We start from the raw sequence: 18,282 nt of genomic DNA on the forward strand, positions 1-18,282 counted from the left end.
AATTGAGGCAGAAGTACCTGTCCAGGATTTCTTATCATAAAGAGAAGGTTTCTTTGCTTAAATGCAGACTTAACAGCCGAACAAACAAAATAGAATGCTAAAGCAAAGCCTGCCGAATTGCAAGTCGGCAGGCTTTCCATTTAGTTGACTTTAAATTTCTTCACGGATTCCAAAAGCTCTTCAGCCATATGTGACAGGGACACTGCGGAAGCGGCTATTTCCTCCATGGAAGCAAGCTGCTCTTCTGTGGCTGCAGAAACATCCTGGCTTTCTGCTGTAGTGATGGCTGCGACTTCTTCGATGGCGTTGACGATACTGACAACCTGTTCGGCGCCGTCTGTAAGCTCTTTAATGGAAGAGGTCACTTCTTGAATCTGGCTTGCTACCGTATCAGCGAACTGCTGGATATGGGTGAAAGCTTCCCCGGCGTTTCCGACCAGTTCAATTCCTTTTTCCACTTCCTCTGTTCCGGTGTCCATGGACTGAATTGCTTTGCTTGTATCAGCCTGGATCGATGAAATCAGTTCGCGAATGCTTTCCGTAGATTTTGAGGACTGCTCCGCAAGTTTCCGGACTTCCTCTGCAACCACTGCAAAACCCCGGCCATGCTCGCCGGCACGAGCCGCTTCGATGGCAGCATTCAAGGCCAATAGATTGGTCTGATCTGCTATTTCAGAAATAACATTGATAATTTGGCCAATCTCATTGGATCTGCTTCCGAGAGTATGAATCGTCTTGCCCAAATCCCTAACGGTATGGCTGATGTTGTTCATCTGGGAAGAGGATAATTCAATCGCCTGATTTCCTCTTAATACGATTTCATTTGTTTTGGAAGCCGTTTCAGCAACGACATTTGAGTTCTCCATGATTCGCTTGATGCGTTCAGACATCTCTTTTACAACGACATTGCTTTCCTTTACTTTGCTGGTTTGCTGTTCTGTGGCTGAAGCCACTTCCTGGATGGAGTTGGCCACTTGCTCGGTTGCCATATTGTTTTGCTCGGAGCTTGCTGTCAGCTCTTCGGATGCAGACGCCAAATGAACTGCTTTCTCTCCGACCTGGGAGATCAGGAGCTGAAGGGAAGAGACCATTTTATTGAAGCTTTCGCCCAGTTTGCCGATTTCATCCTTGCTTCTTATCTCAAATTTTTGAGTCAAATCACCCTCGCTGACTTTATCGGTTGCCAGCATAAGTGTGTTTAATGGACGGGTGATCGAACGGACAACAAAATAGGAAATGGCCGCTCCGGCTAAAATAAAGATTGCTACAATGATCAGTGTGGAAACTAGAATCGGATTTGCTGCCTCAGTCGTTTCCTCCAGATTCATGGTTCCAATAATCTTCATGCCGGTCAGGCTGTTGGTTGTTGTCTTCATTTCTTTCATCATGCCGTTCAGTTCATAGGACACTTGAGCCTTTTCTTTTTCCAGTACATCCTTAACCCAGCTGCCTTTCGCTTCCGCTCCAGGCTCTTCTGTCGGATGGACGAGATAATGTCCCTCTGCACTTACGATAAACGGATAGCCTTCCTTTCCGATTTTTATTCCTGAAGTGATTTCCTTCAGAGCGGCAAGGCTCAGGTCAATCCCAACTACACCCGAATTGTCCTTTAAACGCTTCGCTACTGTAATCAGAATATCTCCGCTGGCAGCATCCAAATACGGTTCAGTGATGAAGGCTTCTCCGTTATGCTCTTCTGCCCCTTTATACCACGGGCGTGTTCTGGCATCGAAGTCAGCAGGCAGGTCAGCTGGCGGATAGATGACCAAGTCACCTTCATTTGAGCCTGCATAGATTGAAATAACCTCCGGATGCAGCTCTTTATACTGCTTGAAGGAGTTCACAGTGCCTGGTGTATTTGTCTCAGAGCTGAATCCGCCATCCAGATTTCCTGCATAGAATATGGCATCATTAATCTTGGAATCTATAAAATTAGTTAGAAGCTTATCAATGACTTTCACGTTTTCCTCTAAACTAATTTCAATTTGCCCTTTAATCTCCTGTTTGGCATTGAAATAAGAAATAAGTCCAATCGATACAGATGGGATCAATAAAATAAAGACAAATGAGAGGATAAGCCTCTTCTTAATCGTCATTGATAAAACTCGCTTTTTTCTTGTCTTTTTTTGTTTTTCCATAAATTTGTCTTTCTCCTTGTAAAAGTTTAGGTGTGAATGGTTATATGGTTCATGACGCTTTCCAGCTTTTCTTCCACAATGCTGGCATCCTCTATATGCTGGATGATTAAGCCATTCACCTCGTTAAAAATGGCTTTGGTATTCTCGATCTTTCCTGCCGCCGCATGAGAATGTTTTTCCTGATCAAGGATTGTTTCGTTTGCCTCCATGACGCTTCGCTTAACACTTTTTACCAGGCCGGCAATATGATCAATTTTTGAAGTGGTCTGGCTGCTTAGCGTGATACCTTCCTTAATCTGCATTCTGCTGCCTCAAAAGTTCAATCTCCTCCCTTAGTTTCATATTCTCATTCTCCAAAGCTTCTATTTTCCTTCCAGAAAAATAAACCCCTCATTTCCATCGGTTTTATTCCCATTCATTATATCGGCAAAAATTGTAGAATCTTGTGACTTTTTTCGCTGTAAATAAATGAGGAAGGGGCTTTTTAATCAAATGTTTGATTGATTTATAGGAAAAAGAACTCAATCTCCTATATACAGAAATTAAAGATCATTTTGGCAATTTAATATTAAAGCTTGAAATAATAACGCTTACATTGTATATTGAATACGTATTCAAAAACTAGAAATTTCAGAAAGTTGGTGGGCGATTGGAGAGAATAGCTGTGCTTGGGTGCGGCACGATGGGACATTCGATCGCACTTAATGCGGCTTGGGCCGGGTTAAGTGTAAAGATGCAGGGCATCAGTGACGCTGACCTGGAACAGGGCTGGACCAATATGCTGAAGAAGCTGGAAGTTATGCTTGATAACGGTATTTTATCCGATTCGGAGGCAAGCCTGATCCAAGATAATATTAAAATGACCACTTCGGTTGAAGAAGCAGTTCAAGATGCAACTTTCGTCATTGAAGCTGTGCCAGAGGATATCAAATTAAAAATCGAACTCTTTAAGCATCTTGACGCTCTTTGTAAGCCGGATGTCATCCTCGCCAGCAATACTTCGGGCCTCCGTCCAACGGAGATTGCTTCTGAAACAGCACACCCGGAGCGAACAGTGGTTACGCACTTTTGGAATCCTGCCCATCTTATACCGCTTGTAGAGGTCGTAAGGGGTGAGAAGACGGGTGATGAGGCAGTGGAAAGGTCGTTTCAGCTTTTAAAGCAAATGAAGAAAAAGCCGATTGAAGTGAAAAAAGAGATTCCTGGTTTCGTAGGCAATCGCCTTCAATACGCACTTTTCCGCGAAGCCCAGTACCTTCTGGAGGAAGGCATCGCAAGCAAAGAGGATATTGATGATGCCGTTACCTACGGAATTGGGCGCAGACTTCCAGTATCAGGTCCCCTTATGACTGCCGATATGGGCGGACTGGACGTATTCTCGGCTATATCTGATTATCTATTCCAGCATCTATCCAGAGCAGAGGAATCCTTGCCGGTTTTAAAGAAGCTTGTGGCTGAACAGAAGCTCGGCGATAAAACAGGTGAGGGCTATTACAGGTGGGATGAGGCTTTTTCCAGGGAGTACAACCGGAAAAGGGAAGCAGAGCTGATCCGCTTTTTAAAGAAGGATTTAGGAATCCAATCGAACTGATGGAGGAATGGTATGAAGAACTTTCCCGATCTGGAGAATAAATCGGTAATCGTGACAGGCGGAAGCAAGGGAATCGGAAGGGATATCGCCCTTTCCTTTGCCCAAAACGGAGCGAAGGTTGTGATAGTGGGGAGAAACGAAGAGGCTCTCCAGCAAACAGCCGGTGAGCTGAAAAAAATAAACAGCAATAGTTTTTATGTTTCCGCTGATTTAAATCATGTTTCAGAGATTAAAAGAATGACAGAAGCAGCAGTGGATTATATGGGCTCTGTCGATGTGCTGATCAATAACGCAGGGATTAACCGGGCCAAGCCGGCGATGGATGTAACAGAAGAGGATTGGGACCTGACGCTCGATACCAACTTGAAAGCCGCTTTTTTCTGCAGCCAGAAAGCAGCTGAATATATGATACCCAATCAATCCGGCAAGATTGTCAATATTGCTTCCCAAATGGCCTTTGTCGGCTATTATAATCGGGCAGCATATTGTGCAAGCAAGGGCGGGATGGTGCAGCTGACGAAAGCGCTTGCGGTTGAATGGGCATCCCATGGAATTAATGTTAACGCAGTGGCTCCGACCTTCATCGAAACAGAACTGACAGCCAAGATGTTTAAGGATAAGGAATTCGAAAGGGAAGTATACGGGAGAATTCCGCTGGGAAAGCTCGCTGATGCCGAAGATGTCTCTGCAGCAGCCCTATTCCTTTCTTCCAATCTTTCAAAGTTCATAACAGGCGATACGATTAAAGTAGATGGCGGCTGGACAGCCATTTAATTTTTACAGATTTTTGCATACGTATTCAAAAAAACGAATCAGGAGTGATATTAAAATGGCAACTTTCTTAAAACAAGGCAAGAACGATCAAGAGGTACAGGAAGCGGATGTAAAGGTAAGGGAAGCTGTAAGTGCGGTTCTTAAAAATATCGAAAAAAACGGAGATGCAGAGGTCCGGAAGCTTTCCGAGCAGTTTGATAAGTGGTCACCGGAGCAATTCAGATTAACGGATGAACAAATCCAGGAAATTGTCGCTTCTGTACCTGAACAAACGATCAATGATATCAAATTTGCACAGGAGCAAATCCGCAATTTCGCCGAGCACCAGAAAGCAGCATTAAAAGACATTGAAGTAGAGACCTTGCCTGGCGTATTCCTTGGCCATAAAAATATTCCGGTAAACAGTGTAGGCTGCTATATTCCTGGCGGACGCTACCCAATGGTGGCATCCTCTCACATGAGTGTGTTGACTGCTAAGGTAGCTGGCGTTAAGCGCGTAATTGCCTGCACACCTCCAATTAAAGGAGAAATTCCTTCTGCAACAGTAGCGGCTATGCATCTTGCCGGTGCAGACGAAATTTATATCCTCGGCGGAATCCAGGCGATGGGTGCGATGGCGCTTGGAACAGAAACCATCGAGCCGGTTGATATGCTGGTTGGACCAGGAAATGCATTTGTTGCGGAAGCGAAGCGCCAATTATACGGAAGAGTGGGAATCGACCTGTTTGCAGGTCCCACTGAGGTTCTGGTCATCGCTGACGAAACAGCAGACGCTGAAATGGTGGCAACCGATCTTTTAGGACAGGCGGAGCATGGACCAAACTCTCCGGCAGCGCTTATTACAACGTCAGAGAAATTGGCGGATGAAACGGTAAAAGAAATTGAACGCCAGCTGGAGACTCTTCCAACAGCTGATGTTGCAGGTGCGGCATGGAAAGACTACGGTTCTATCATTCTTGTAGACAGCCTGGAAGAAGCAGTAGTCGAAGCGGATAAATTAGCATATGAGCATGTAGAGGTTTTAACAGAAGATCCAAACTACTTCCTTGAAAATATGACAAACTATGGTGCGCTTTTCCTTGGGCCTGAAACGAATGTGGCATACGGAGATAAAGTCATTGGCACAAACCATACGCTGCCGACGAAAAAAGCTGCGCGCTACACTGGCGGACTTTGGGTTGGCAAGTTCCTTAAAACGTGCACATACCAGAGAACAACTCCAGAAGCGAGTGCGAAAATTGGTGAATATGCTTCCCGTCTATGCGACCTGGAAGGCTTTAAAGGCCATCAGGCTCAGGCTGACCTTCGTGTGAAGCGCTATGGCAGCCTCGTGAAGTAATAAAAATCTGTTATAATTTCTCTGTCTAGACTCAGGCAGGAGGAACATGCTTTGAAAAATAAAAAAGTTACAGCCACGGATGTCGCTCGATTGGCGGGTGTTTCCCAATCGAGTGTGTCCAGGGCTTTTAGTGAAAATTCAAGTATATCAGCAAAAAAGAAAAAGCTGATTCTGGAAGCTGCAGAACAGCTGGGATATCAGCCGAATGCCATTGCACGCGGCTTGATTACCAATCAGTCCCGTATTATAGGGATTGTGATGCGAAACATCCAAAACCCTTTTTATCCGGAAGTTCTCGATAAATTTTACAGCAGGCTGGCTGAAAAGGGGTTCAAGGTGATGTTTATCAACTCCCAGAATAACGAGATCCAAGAGGATGAAGTGAGTCATTTAATTGAGTACAGCGTTGAAGGGGCCATCATCACGGATGCGCTTTTGACCTCATCTGCTGTACAGAAATTTACCCGCAATGGCATCTCGGTCGTCCTGTTTAACCGTTATGTGTACGATTCCTTAAGCAGTGCTGTTGTATGCGATAACTTTGCTGCCGGGAAAAAGATTGGGCATTACCTAATAGAAAAAGGACATGAAAATCTCGCCTTTATCTCCGGACCGATGAATACATCAACAACAGTTGATCGAAAAAATGGGTTTCAGGAGGCTTTGGCTGAACACGGCATTTCTTCCTTTTTAACCGAAAATGGGCATTATTCGTATGAAGGAGGGTTTGCAGCAGTCCAAAGATTGCTGGAACGTGATAAAAAGATAGATGCCATCTTCTGTGCCAATGATATATCTGCTTTCGGTGCAATGGATTATCTGAAAAAACAGGGGGCCAGAATTCCCGAAGATATTTCTGTCATAGGCTTTGACAATGTGGCTATGTCTGGTTGGTCATCCTATGAATTAACAACCTGGCACCAGCCGGTTGATGAAATGGTTGATTATTCTATTAACCTTCTGTTGGAGCATATTAACGGGGAGATAGACACCCCTGAAATCCAAAGGATAGAAGGTTATTTGGTAGAGAGGGGATCCGTAGGGGACAGAAGGTGATGGAGAGAAGGCAGGGGTTTTCGGGATAGGAGAGGATTTTATGCTAAGTATGATTGGATTACTTGGGGGGATCGGGCTTCTCATCTATCTGACGATGAGGGGAATGAATCTGCTGCTGGCAGCCCCTCTTGCGGCATTTATTGTGGCAATATTCAGCGGATTGCCAATTTTTCCGCAGCTGGCAGGGGAGGATGAAGCCAATTTTCTGACGAACTATATGGACGGGTTTGCAGGATTTATCACATCCTGGTATTTGATGTTCCTGTTTGGTGCCATTTTCGGAAAATTAATGGAAGACAGCGGGGCAGCAGACAGCGTTTCCAAATGGATAATCGAAAAAATCGGCATGAAACGGGCAGCATTAGCTGTTGTCATTGCCTGTGCGGTCTTAACTTATGGCGGCGTGAGTTTGTTTGTCGTGGCGTTCTCCGTTTATCCGATGGCGCTGAGCCTATTTAAGGAAGCCAACCTGCCAAGAAGGTTCATACCGGCAGCTCTTGCCTTCGGTTCGACTACGTTTACCATGACATCAGCCGGTTCTCCGGAAATCCAGAACTGGATTCCGATTGAGTTCCTGGGGACTTCTCCATATGCCGGCTGGGAAGTGAGTTTGATTGTTGCGGTCTTTATGATGGTATTTGGTTACTGGTGGCTGAAGAAGATGATCAATAAGGCCGTCCGCAGCGGAGAAAAGTTTGAGGCAAGGGAAACAGATTCTACTCTGATCCGAGAAAATCTGCCAAGCCCTTTGCTAAGCATGATTCCGCTCCTGGTCGTCCTTGTCATCTCATTTATTTTCCATGATTCATTGGCTCAGTCAGCTCTTATTATTGCCTTGCTGAGCGGCTGTATTGCCACTTATTTTCTTAACCGCAAATATTTTGCGAATGCCTGGGGAGCGGTATCTGAAGGAACAATCGGCGCATTGATCGCGATTGCCAATACATCCGCGGTTGTAGGCTTTGGCGGTGTGGCAAAAGCAACTCCTGCGTTTGCGAATGCAGTTGATGTCATGACAAGCATTCCAGGAAGCCCGCTAATCGGGGGAGCGCTCGCTGTTTCCGTTATTGCCGGGCTGACGGGTTCGGCATCCGGCGGCCAATCGATTGCCCTGCCTTTGCTGGCCCCGCATTACCTGGATATGGGTGTCAATGCAGATGAACTTCACCGTGTTGTGGCGATTTCTTCCGGATCGATTGATTCTCTGCCGCATGGCGGATACGTTGTTACGACGATTCGTGCGATTGCGGGTGAATCCCATAAGGATGCATACCCGGCATTTGGTGCATTGACGGTTGTTGTGCCGATACTTGGTGTTATTCTGGCCGTTGTGCTGTTCTCGATTTTCTAAAATGCTTTGGCAGAAAGACAGAGGGGGGAATGCTCTCTGTCTTTCTTTGTTACTGTGTGCTAAAGGTCTTTGTTGCTTTGCTTGCGAGCGGAAGGTGAGGCTCCCGGAGCGGCAGCGGAAGGCGAGTGCCTGGATAGGAAATCAGCACAGGCCAAATTTTGCAGAGTATTTATTTGAAAATTTAGGTGGAGCTGCCCCTATTTTTAGATATACCCCTTGTCAATTGCCGCCAGTTTTTGCCGCTTTCAAATAATGTTATAATTTAGAAAATTAAGACTGATGGAGGGATCCATATGCCCCAATCCATATCTGAAAAGAAGCAGGATTTACACAGTGACGAGCTATTTCATGTGAAAAACTGGATGACTCCAAGCCCATATTGCATTCAGCCGGGGCAGACATTAAGGGATGCTTCAAAAATGATGGTGCAGCTTCGCCTGGACAGCTTGCCTGTTGTAGATGATACAAACCGTTTAGTCGGGATGATTACATCGAGAAAGCTGCTTAACTATTTTGCGCAGGGCAATGGGGGAGATACATTGATTGGCAGCATACCGAAAGCAAATCTGGCTGCTGTCCGCCCTGATGATTCCATTCTTGATGTGTTTTCGCTTCCGTATGATCAGCTTCCTGTTATGGATCAAGATGGAAAGCTGCTTGGCATCCTGACAGCGAGGGATATTCTTGATGGCCTGTCCAAGTATATTTATAAGCTGAAGCAGCAGCATAATTCTGCCGGTGCTCTAGGCGCCATTTTGGAAAGTGCCTATGAGGGGATAGCTGTTGTTGATGAGAATGGCATCCTGCAGGAATTCAATGAGGCGTATAGCCGTTTTACCGGAATAAAACGGGAGGATGCCATTGGAAGGCATGTGACAGAGGTAATTGATAACACGCATCTCCATGAGACCGTGAAAACCGGGATTGCTGAACGCGGGGTTCTGCAAAACATTCAGGGGCATGACATGGTGGTCCATCGGATTCCGATCTGGAAGGGAGGCCGGATAGCGGGCGCTATTGGAATGCTGATTTTTGAAGGGGTAACCGAGGTTTATAAAATCTACGAAAAGCTGCAGGAAAATCAAACAGGAAAGCCGGATTTTTTAACGAAGAAAAAGGAAAGCGACAGCCGGGTTACCCTTGATCAAATCATTGGGACAAGTGAGGGAATCACGAAGGTTAAGCGGCTCGCACGGAAGGCGGCAAGAACCGCGGCTACAGTTCTGATAACAGGGGAAAGCGGAACAGGAAAAGAGATGTTTGCGAAAAGCATCCACCACCTCAGCCCATTTTCGACCGGGCCGTTCATTAGTGTAAACTGCGGAGCCATTCCTGAGCATTTATTTGAATCCGAGCTGTTTGGCTATGAAGAAGGCGCATTTACCGGAGCGAAAAAAGGCGGCAAACCGGGGAAATTCGAACTGGCAGACAACGGCACGATTTTTCTCGATGAAATTGGGGAAATGCCGCTTGTCATGCAAACAAAGCTGCTGCGGGTTCTTCAGGAAAAAGAAGCTGAACGTGTCGGCAGCGTGAATAAATATCAAATTAATGTAAGAGTCATTGCAGCGACAAACCGTGACCTTAAGCAAATGATTGAAGAAGGCGAATTTCGGGAGGATTTATACTATCGGCTGAACATCATCCAGCTCCATATTCCGCCATTGCATGAACGGAAAAAGGATATCCCCATCCTGCTGGTCCATTATCTGAGGGAAATTTGTGAACGGTACCAGGTGCCAGGAAAATTATTTACATCCGAGGCTGTGAACGCTTTTGTTCAGCATCCATGGAGAGGGAATATTCGCGAGATGGTGAATACAATTGAGCAGCTTGTGACACTTGTGGATGGGAAGGTCATTGACTATCATCATTTGCCGGATACGCTGAAAAGGCCAGAACCGTCTATTCAAAAAGTGAAGGAAACCCCATCAGCAGCCGGATCGATTGAAGAAGCCAGGCTTCTTGGGAACCAAAGAGAGTCGGAATTAATTATGGATGCACTAAGAAAGGCAGGCGGGAATAAATCGAAGGCTGCCGATTTACTGGGGATCCATCGTACTACCCTCTACCAAAAGCTGAAAAAACATGGAATAACGTGAATAAAGTGTAGTGGTTTTGCTACAAAAAATCTACAACTGTAGTGTAGCGGCTACACTTCCGAAAACATAAAACACTGATATGACAGGATTTCAAAGTTGGCACGCTCCTTGCAAGTATAAGCAGTGACAGAACAAAAGGGGTGGAATGTTCAATGGAGAAACCAGCAGTTTTCCGGGTGCCGGAAGCGATTTTTTATGGGCGAGGCTCTTCCGAAAGAGTTGGGGCTGAAGCGGCACTGAGAGGGAAAAAGGCATTAATAATCAGTGATAAAATAATGGATCAGCTTGGATATGTAAGTGAATGCAGAACGTATCTTCAAGAAGCTGGCGTGCAGAGCGAGATTTATCTTGGAGTAGCTTCCGAGCCGACTGATGAGTATGCAGCAGAAGCATTGGCGCTTTTCCAAAAAGAACAATGTGACCTGGTCATCTCAGTAGGCGGCGGCAGCTGTATTGATACGGCAAAGGCCATCGCGGTTCTCGCAACTAATGGCGGCTATATCGGCGATTATATGGGAGGAAAGAAACTGGCCCAGAATGCACCGGTACCTCATATCGCGATTCCGACGACAGCGGGAACAGGCTCTGAGGCGACAGATGTAACGGTCATCACGAACTCAGCCAATGATGTCAAAATGATGATCAAGCAGCCGGCATTCATGCCGAGTGTGGCCATTGTGGACCCGCTTCTAACCATTTCTTCACCGAAAAATGTTACATCTGCAACAGGAGTGGACGCGCTAAGCCATGCAGTTGAAGCGTATTTATCCAAAAAGGCGCATCCAATGACAGACACGATGGCTATATCAGCTATGAAATTGATTGTGGCAAATATTTTAACCGCTTACAATGATGGTGAAAATGTTGATGCCCGCGAGGCGATGAGCCTGGGATCGCTGCAGGCTGGAATGGCATTTTCAAATGCTTCTGTTTGCCTTGTGCATGGAATGAGCCGCCCGATCGGGGCTTTATTCCACGTGCCGCACGGTATCTCAAATGCCATGCTTTTGCCGGCAGTATTGGAATTCAGCCAGGAGGCATGTGTAGATCGGCTGGCTGATATCGGGAGGATTTTCCAGCCTGATAATGAAAACCTTTCCAACGAAGAAGCGGCTGGGATTGCCGTACAGTCTGTTAAGGATCTGTGCCTGAAATTAAATATTCCTAACTTAAGAGGATGGGGAATTGACGAGGAAGCGTTTAAGAATGCTGTTGGAAAAATGGCAGCGGACGCAATCGACAGCGGCAGCCCCGGCAACAACCCAAGAGTGCCAACCCAAAGCGAACTGGAAGAGCTTTACCACGTTTGCTATGGGTATCAGTTTTCCTCTGAAGCAGAGAAAGTATAACGGAGGACATATAAATGATTGGAATGCTTGGGTTAATTGCCTCATTGCTTCTTTTAATGTACCTGACAATGAAGGGCATTAATATCATTATTGCCGCTATTATTAGTGCCGTAGTAGTGGCTCTTGCAGGGGGATTAAATCTTGAAACTGCCCTGACAGAACACTATATGACAGGCTTTACGAATTACTTTTACTCGTGGTTCCTAATCTTTTTGCTGGGAGCGACTTTCGGGAAAATCATGCAGGTAACCAAGGCGGCTGACAGTATTGCGAATTGGGTCAAGGATACGCTGGGGCCTTCAAGAGCAGTATTTGCCGTCGTAGCTGCAGCGGCGGTTATGACATATGGCGGTGTCAGTTTATTTGTTGTAGGCTTTGCCGTTTACCCCATAGCGGTTTCCTTATTTAAAGTGGCCAACCTGCCGCATCGTTTTATCCCGGCAGCACTAGTGTTTGGATCGATCTCCTTTACGATGACAGCGCCAGGTTCACCGGAAATTCAAAACTTGATTCCGACCGAGTTTTTCGGAACGAAGCCGACTGCCGGCGGAGTTATTGGGGTGTTAATGGCACTGCTGATCATGGTGACAGGCGGTATATTACTCAGCAGAATGGTAAAAAAAGCAGTGCAAAATGGGGAGGTATTTTCCTTGCCAAATCAGCCGTCAAGTGCTGCAAATGAAACAGCCGCAGCGCTTGAGGGAGAAGTAGCTATGCAGAAGCCGGACGCTGCTCCAGCCGGGAAAGAATATCCGCATGTGATTTTGGCAATATTGCCGCTGGCTGCTGTGATTGCGATTCTGAATACGGCTGCCAACTTCACTTCTTCAACGGCTGCTGCATTGATTTCCCTGACCAGCGGAATCGTTCTGGCATGTGTATTAATGATTAAATATTTGGTTGGATTCTGGGAAGCACTTGCAAAGGGGGCCCAGGATGCTTTAGTAGCCGCGGCCAATACGTGTGCAGTAGTAGGGTTTGGAAGTGTCGCTGCCCAGGTTGCAGCATTTGATGCATTCGTGGATGCTTTGGTTAATATCCCGGGGCCCCCGCTCATGGGACTGGCAATAGCCGTAACGCTTATTTGCGGGATTACCGGATCAGCATCAGGCGGACTGGGGATTGCCCTTCCCATTCTGTCGCCAATGTATATGGCCCAAGGTCTGGACCCTGGTGCAATGCACCGGATTTCAGCACTTGCTTCAGGCGGATTGGATTCACTTCCTCATAATGGATATGTCGTCACTACGATCCGGGCGATATGCGGGGAAACCCACAAACGCGCCTACTGGCCTATTTTTATTTTGAGTGTAGCAATGCCAACGGTTATATTATTCCTGGCAGTAATCTTATATTCGATTTTTTAAAAAGCTGGATTTCTAATTTTGAAAGGAGTTTTTACTGATGACAACGACAACAACAAAGGTTTTGAAAAACTTTATAAACGGTGAATGGGTGGATGCCAATACTGATAAATTCGAAGTGGTGCCGAATCCGGCAACGGGCGAGGAGCTTGCACGGACACCAATTTCCACTCGCGAAGATGTCGATAAAGCTGTACAGGCAGCCAAAGAAGCTTTTAAAATCTGGAGCAAAACGCCAGTTCCAAAGAGAGCCAGAATTCTATTTAAATATCAGCAGCTATTAGTAGATAACTGGGATGAGCTTGCAAAGTTAATTACGCAGGAGAACGGCAAAAACTATAAAGAAGCATATGGCGAGGTTCAGCGCGGAATTGAATGTGTGGAATTTGCTGCAGGCGCTCCATCCCTTATGATGGGCAAGCAGCTTCCGGACATTGCGACCAATATTGAATCAGGCATGTACCGCTATCCTGTTGGTGTAATTGGCGGGATCACTCCTTTCAACTTCCCAATGATGGTTCCTTGCTGGATGTTCCCGCTTGCGATTGCGTGCGGAAATACATTCGTATTAAAGCCATCTGAAAGAACGCCAATCCTTGCCAACCGCCTGGCTGAGCTCTTCACAGAAGCAGGCCTGCCGGCTGGTGTATTCAATATCGTCCATGGTGCCCATGATGTAGTAAACAGCCTGATCGATCATAAAGATGTACCGGCTATTTCATTCGTTGGCTCCCAGCCTGTTGCCGAGTATATCTACAAATCCGCAACAGCAAACGGAAAACGCGTTCAGGCGCTGGCTGGAGCAAAGAATCACTCCATCGTTATGCCAGATGCAGACCTTGATGGCGCAGTCAAAGAAATTATTGCTGCCGCTTATGGCTCAGCAGGTGAAAGATGCATGGCATGCTCTGTTGTTGTAGCTGTTGACTCCATTGCTGATGAGCTTGTGGCGAAACTGAATGAGCAGGCAAACCAGCTGACAATTGGAAACGGATTAGATGAAGATGTCTTCCTGGGACCAGTTATCCGCCAGGAGAATAAGGAACGCACAAGCAGCTATATTGAAATTGGCGAAAAAGAAGGAGCTTCCCTTGTCCGCGATGGCCGAAAAGACGAAGCTTACCGCGAAAACGGATACTTCATCGGGCCAACGATTTTTGACAATGTTGACCCATCCATGAAAATCTGGAAGGAAGAAATCTTTGCACCTGTTCTTTCCATCGTTCGTGTGAAGAGCCTGGAAGAAGCGATCGAGCTGACAAACAAATCCGATTTCGGAAACGGCGCATGCCTATTCACGCAAAGCGGCGCCAATGTCCGTTACTTTAGAGAAAACATCGAAGTCGGCATGCTCGGCGTCAACATCGGTGTCCCTGCGCCAATGGCATTCTTCCCATTCTCCGGCTGGAAAAACTCCTTCTATGGCGACCTCCATGCCAACGGAACAGATGGAGTGGAATTCTATACGAGGAGAAAGATGCTGACTGCACGCTGGTAAAACTTTATAAAACCAAAAGGTCACCTGTCCATGACGGGTGACCTTTTTTATTTGGCTTCCAATATTGGTTATGCCTGACTCCCTCTTAATCTGATTTATCAAAATAAATAAAAACTCAAACTACTTTTACATACATGAAACAGAAGATAAATAATCCATCGATACAATTAATATTGTAAAAATAATTTAGTATTGGAGATGAAAAAATGAAGAAGAAAGCATTTCTGGGAATGGGCTTTGCGCTAACTTTATTATTCAGCCCGTTTCACCAGGCTTTTGCTGCAGAATCAACCGGAGAACTGAGAAAAGTGGATAATGTAGCCCATCGCGGTGCAGCCGGGTACGCTCCGGAAAACACAATCGCTGCTTTTGACAAAGCAGTGGAAATGAAAGCGGACTATATTGAAATTGATGTTCAAAGAAGCAAGGATGGAGAATTGGTCATCATTCATGATACCACCGTGGATCGGACAACTGATGGCACAGGCAAAGTGAAGGAATTAACGCTGGAACAATTGAGGGCTCTGGATGCAGGCAGTTTTATGGGGGAGCAATTTAAAGGTGAAAAAATCCCGACATTTGAAGAAATCCTTGACCGTTATCACGGAAAAGTTGGCATTTTAATAGAGTTAAAGGCTCCGGAACTCTATCCTGGCATGGAAGAAAGTGTTGCACAGGAATTAAAAGAGCGTAATCTTGATCACCCGCAAAATGAAAAAATTATTATCCAATCATTTAACTTTGAATCCATGAAAAAAATGAATGAGCTCCTTCCAAAGGTGCCAATTGGGGTTCTTACTTCTTCTATTACTGATACATCAGAGCAGGCATTAAAAGAATTTTCCGCTTACGCTGATTATTTTAACCCTCACTACGGAATTGTTACGAAAGATTTAGTTGATCAAGTACATTCACTAGGGATGAAAATTTCTTCATGGACAGTGCGCAGCCAGGAAGCAGCTGATTTTCTATTAAGTATGGATGTCGATGCTATTATTACAGATTATCCGGATTATGTAGACCCAAGAAATTAATAAGCTTCTATTATGCTTGCTAAGGGCAAATAGTAAACGATTAAAATTCCAAAGGAACCTGTACCAGTTAAACCCGGCACAGGTTCTTTTTTTTGTTGGCAATAGTTTACTCAAGGTGCTTAGTATTGTTAAATTTAGGCTCGCTTATAAATGGCTGTTTTTACATTTACATTTTTCCCGCTGTTTCCGCTGAGGGAAGAGCGTGTTAAAGGGAGATCCCGCAGGCACGAATGTGCTGGAGAGCGTCAGACCGCCCGCGGACAGCTTGAGCTCCTGGAGCGGAAACAACAGGCTAGTTTAACAGAGCTTAAAGAAAAGGGATACAGCTGCAGCCAACTGTATCCCAGTTCCTCTATTATGAAATCAACCGAAGAATATTATGTTTTTCATCAATTTAAGTATGCCAACTGGTTTACTCGTTCCTAGTTTTATGATTAATTACCATCAGTGGAACCGGAAGTATCTTCTGATTCTGCTGATTCCTCTAATTCAGTTGTTTCCTCTGATTGCTGAGTTCCATCTTCTTCAGCTGCAGGATCGGTATTTGTGCTTTCGTCCATATTTTCAGAATCGTCTTGGGGGTTTTCCGTATTGGTCTCTTCATCTTCAGGATTGTCAACTTCTCCATTTACGGGTTCTTCCTCAGTGTTAATATCATTATTCACAGGTTCTTCCATTTCGGTTTCCATTTCGGTTTCCTGACCTGGCAAGAATCCGCATGCGGCTAAGGGTGCAGCAAGCAATAAGGGGATTATTTTTTTGAATAAAGATTTGTTTAACATAAGTTATTCCCTCCAAGAATTATAGTTTTAAAAAAGCCTGCCCTCCTTTCTTTGATTTCACAAGTATTATATAAACAAGCTCTTGAAAGAATGTGTCGAATTACTAGACTTTTACTAAACCTTAATCGGATTGAAAAACACATTAAATCTGAGTAAAAACATTTACATAGAAAAAGAATTTCACTAAAAAAGCTAATCCTCTTTATATGAAACTTTTACTTAAAGGTTAGAACGGACTGATATAACTATAAACAAAGTTTTTTTATAAATACGTCTTCTATGGTTACCAGGTGGTTGTACTTTCGCAACAGGTGTTGCATTTGTGCAACAGCCTTGTTAAACGCCTGTACCATAACATTTTGCCAAATATTTATTTCTGAATATTTTAAATATATTGTATTTTTGCAACGCTGATCGTATCCAAAATCCCATTATTCCTAATATTTCCTGTTGGCATGGTACTTGCATTAATTAAAGATAGTTTAAACATTCATATGAAGAAAGGGGATTTTTTAATGAAAGGGAAAGTTGCTGTAATGGTTGAACCGATGAAGATGGAGTTTCGCGAGTATGATTTGCCTGAACCGGAAAAAGGAGCGGTTTTGCTGCGGGTAACTCGTACGAATGTATGCGGGTCTGAATTACATATTTGGCGGGGAGAGCATCCAACCAAGAGAAAAGGTGTATTGGGCCATGAAATGGTTGGGGTTGTAGAGAAGCTTGGTGAAGGTGTCACAACGGACTTTGCCGGCCGGCCAATTAAAGAAGGCGACCGGGTAGCAACGGTCTATTACCTTACCTGCCGTAAGTGCAATATGTGTTTAAAAGGCCATTTCCACCTTTGTGAAAGCGCTTATAATTTCTGGAATAAAGATCCTGAGGAAGCGCCTCATTTCCATGGCACATTCGCTTCCCACTATTATATCCACCCTGATATGTTCTTTTATAAAGTTCCTGACAATGTTCCTGATATTGCAGCCGCCAGTGCAAACTGTGCTTTGTCACAGGTTTACTTTGGCCTAGATAAATCAGGTATTTCTTATGGCGATACCCTTGTTATTCAAGGTGCAGGCGGGCTCGGGTTAAACGCTACGGCGGTGGCAAAGGAAAAAGGGGCCTCTGTCATTATCATTGATGCTGTGGAGTCCAGGTTAGAAATGGCTAAAAAGTTCGGTGCTGACCATACGATTAGCATTGCCGAGTACGATACAGCGGAAAAAAGAGCGGCAGCCGTCCGCGAACTGACAAATGGACTTGGGGCAGACACAGGAATCGAATTAAGCGGTGTTCCAGCTGCCTTCCATGAAGGAATCCATTTGGTAAGAAGCGGCGGAAAGTATATCACGATTGGAAATGTATCTCCAGGAAAGTATACAGACTTTGATCCTGGCTTGCTGACACGAAAGTCGATTGAGATTAAAGCAATCGTACGCTATGACCCATGGTATTTGGATAAGGCTCTGCAATTCCTTTCCAGGAATATCGACAAATACCCGTTTGCCAATATGATGGATGGCGAATTTGAATTTGATAATATCCAGGAAGCACTCGATAAGTCTGCTTCAAGGGAAGTAACGCGTGCGTCAATTGTACTGCCGGTTAGGGTAGCTGCGGAAAATTAAGAGAGTAATAGAATCCACTTAAGTTGCGCTGTCAAATTCAAAGCGGAAGGCGTGTAATCATTGAAAAAATGAATCCGCTTTCTTCGGCGGTGTTTATTTAAGGATCCAGATTCATTGTCCATTGGGGAGTGCAGGTCAAAGCGGAAATGAAGTGAGCCTGAGAAAAAAAGGTCGTCATAAAGGGTTCATAAAGCCGGAAATGAAGTGAGCCTGAGGAAAAAGGTCGTCATAAATGGTTTATGAAGCCGGAAATGAAGTGAGTCTGAGAAAAAAGGTCGTCAT

The 18,282-nt window shown here is 45.1% G+C and carries 15 protein-coding genes; 12 read left to right on the forward strand and 3 right to left on the reverse strand.

Annotated features, from left to right (window positions below):
• Positions 1-140: 140 nt before the first annotated feature.
• Complete coding sequence (locus L634_RS0129360; protein ID WP_026585434.1) at positions 141-2,138, reverse strand: methyl-accepting chemotaxis protein; 1,998 nt, start codon at positions 2,136-2,138, stop codon at positions 141-143.
• A 26-nt stretch (positions 2,139-2,164) separates the two neighbouring features.
• Entirely contained in the window at positions 2,165-2,440 is a 276-nt protein-coding gene (locus L634_RS0129365) for a hypothetical protein (RefSeq protein ID WP_026585435.1), read from the reverse strand.
• A 347-nt stretch (positions 2,441-2,787) separates the two neighbouring features.
• Here L634_RS0129365 and L634_RS0129370 point away from each other — a divergent pair, with 347 nt between their 5' ends.
• From L634_RS0129370 to L634_RS0129420, 11 genes are all read left to right on the forward strand, one after another.
• The gene (locus tag L634_RS0129370) at positions 2,788-3,729 is read left to right on the forward strand and encodes a 3-hydroxyacyl-CoA dehydrogenase family protein (RefSeq protein WP_026585436.1); all 942 of its coding nucleotides are present in this window, start codon (positions 2,788-2,790) and stop codon (positions 3,727-3,729) included.
• Between the two features lie 12 nt (positions 3,730-3,741).
• Positions 3,742-4,503: an SDR family NAD(P)-dependent oxidoreductase gene (locus tag L634_RS0129375; RefSeq protein ID WP_026585437.1), complete on the forward strand. Its 762-nt coding sequence runs from the start codon at positions 3,742-3,744 to the stop codon at positions 4,501-4,503.
• Positions 4,504-4,558: 55 nt separating this feature from the next.
• Positions 4,559-5,842 (forward strand): histidinol dehydrogenase, encoded by a 1,284-nt coding sequence (gene hisD / locus L634_RS0129380; RefSeq protein ID WP_026585438.1) that lies wholly within the window; start codon positions 4,559-4,561, stop codon positions 5,840-5,842.
• 51 nt (positions 5,843-5,893) lie between these two features.
• Positions 5,894-6,898: a LacI family DNA-binding transcriptional regulator gene (locus L634_RS0129385; RefSeq protein ID WP_026585439.1), complete on the forward strand. Its 1,005-nt coding sequence runs from the start codon at positions 5,894-5,896 to the stop codon at positions 6,896-6,898.
• A 40-nt stretch (positions 6,899-6,938) separates the two neighbouring features.
• A complete protein-coding gene (locus tag L634_RS0129390) occupies positions 6,939-8,249 on the forward strand; it encodes a GntP family permease (protein ID WP_026585440.1) in 1,311 nt (436 codons plus the stop codon).
• A 293-nt stretch (positions 8,250-8,542) separates the two neighbouring features.
• Positions 8,543-10,351: a sigma-54-dependent Fis family transcriptional regulator gene (locus L634_RS0129395; protein ID WP_026585441.1), complete on the forward strand. Its 1,809-nt coding sequence runs from the start codon at positions 8,543-8,545 to the stop codon at positions 10,349-10,351.
• A 152-nt stretch (positions 10,352-10,503) separates the two neighbouring features.
• Positions 10,504-11,700, forward strand: a complete 1,197-nt coding sequence (locus tag L634_RS0129400; protein WP_026585442.1) for an iron-containing alcohol dehydrogenase — start codon at positions 10,504-10,506, stop codon at positions 11,698-11,700.
• A 14-nt stretch (positions 11,701-11,714) separates the two neighbouring features.
• Positions 11,715-13,067: a GntP family permease gene (locus L634_RS0129405; protein WP_026585443.1), complete on the forward strand. Its 1,353-nt coding sequence runs from the start codon at positions 11,715-11,717 to the stop codon at positions 13,065-13,067.
• A 37-nt stretch (positions 13,068-13,104) separates the two neighbouring features.
• Complete coding sequence (locus tag L634_RS0129410; protein WP_026585444.1) at positions 13,105-14,562, forward strand: CoA-acylating methylmalonate-semialdehyde dehydrogenase; 1,458 nt, start codon at positions 13,105-13,107, stop codon at positions 14,560-14,562.
• Positions 14,563-14,768: 206 nt separating this feature from the next.
• Positions 14,769-15,596 carry a glycerophosphodiester phosphodiesterase gene (locus L634_RS0129415; protein WP_026585445.1) on the forward strand — a complete coding sequence of 276 codons (828 nt, stop codon included), beginning with the start codon at positions 14,769-14,771 and terminating at the stop codon, positions 15,594-15,596.
• 150 nt (positions 15,597-15,746) lie between these two features.
• Positions 15,747-16,022, forward strand: coding sequence for a hypothetical protein (locus L634_RS0129420; protein WP_026585446.1), 276 nt, complete (start codon positions 15,747-15,749; stop codon positions 16,020-16,022).
• 8 nt (positions 16,023-16,030) lie between these two features.
• Here the strand turns inward: L634_RS0129420 and L634_RS0129425 are convergent, their stop codons facing one another.
• A complete protein-coding gene (locus tag L634_RS0129425; protein WP_026585447.1) occupies positions 16,031-16,378 on the reverse strand; it encodes a hypothetical protein in 348 nt (115 codons plus the stop codon).
• A gap of 515 nt (positions 16,379-16,893) precedes the next feature.
• On the opposite strand from L634_RS0129425, the gene L634_RS0129430 reads away from it, so the two are divergent.
• Entirely contained in the window at positions 16,894-18,000 is a 1,107-nt protein-coding gene (locus L634_RS0129430; RefSeq protein ID WP_157452483.1) for a zinc-binding dehydrogenase, read from the forward strand.
• The last annotated feature ends 282 nt before the right edge of the window (positions 18,001-18,282 follow it).

The organism is Bacillus sp. J33, assembly GCF_000518885.1.
Lineage (GTDB): Bacteria > Bacillota > Bacilli > Bacillales > Cytobacillaceae > Cytobacillus.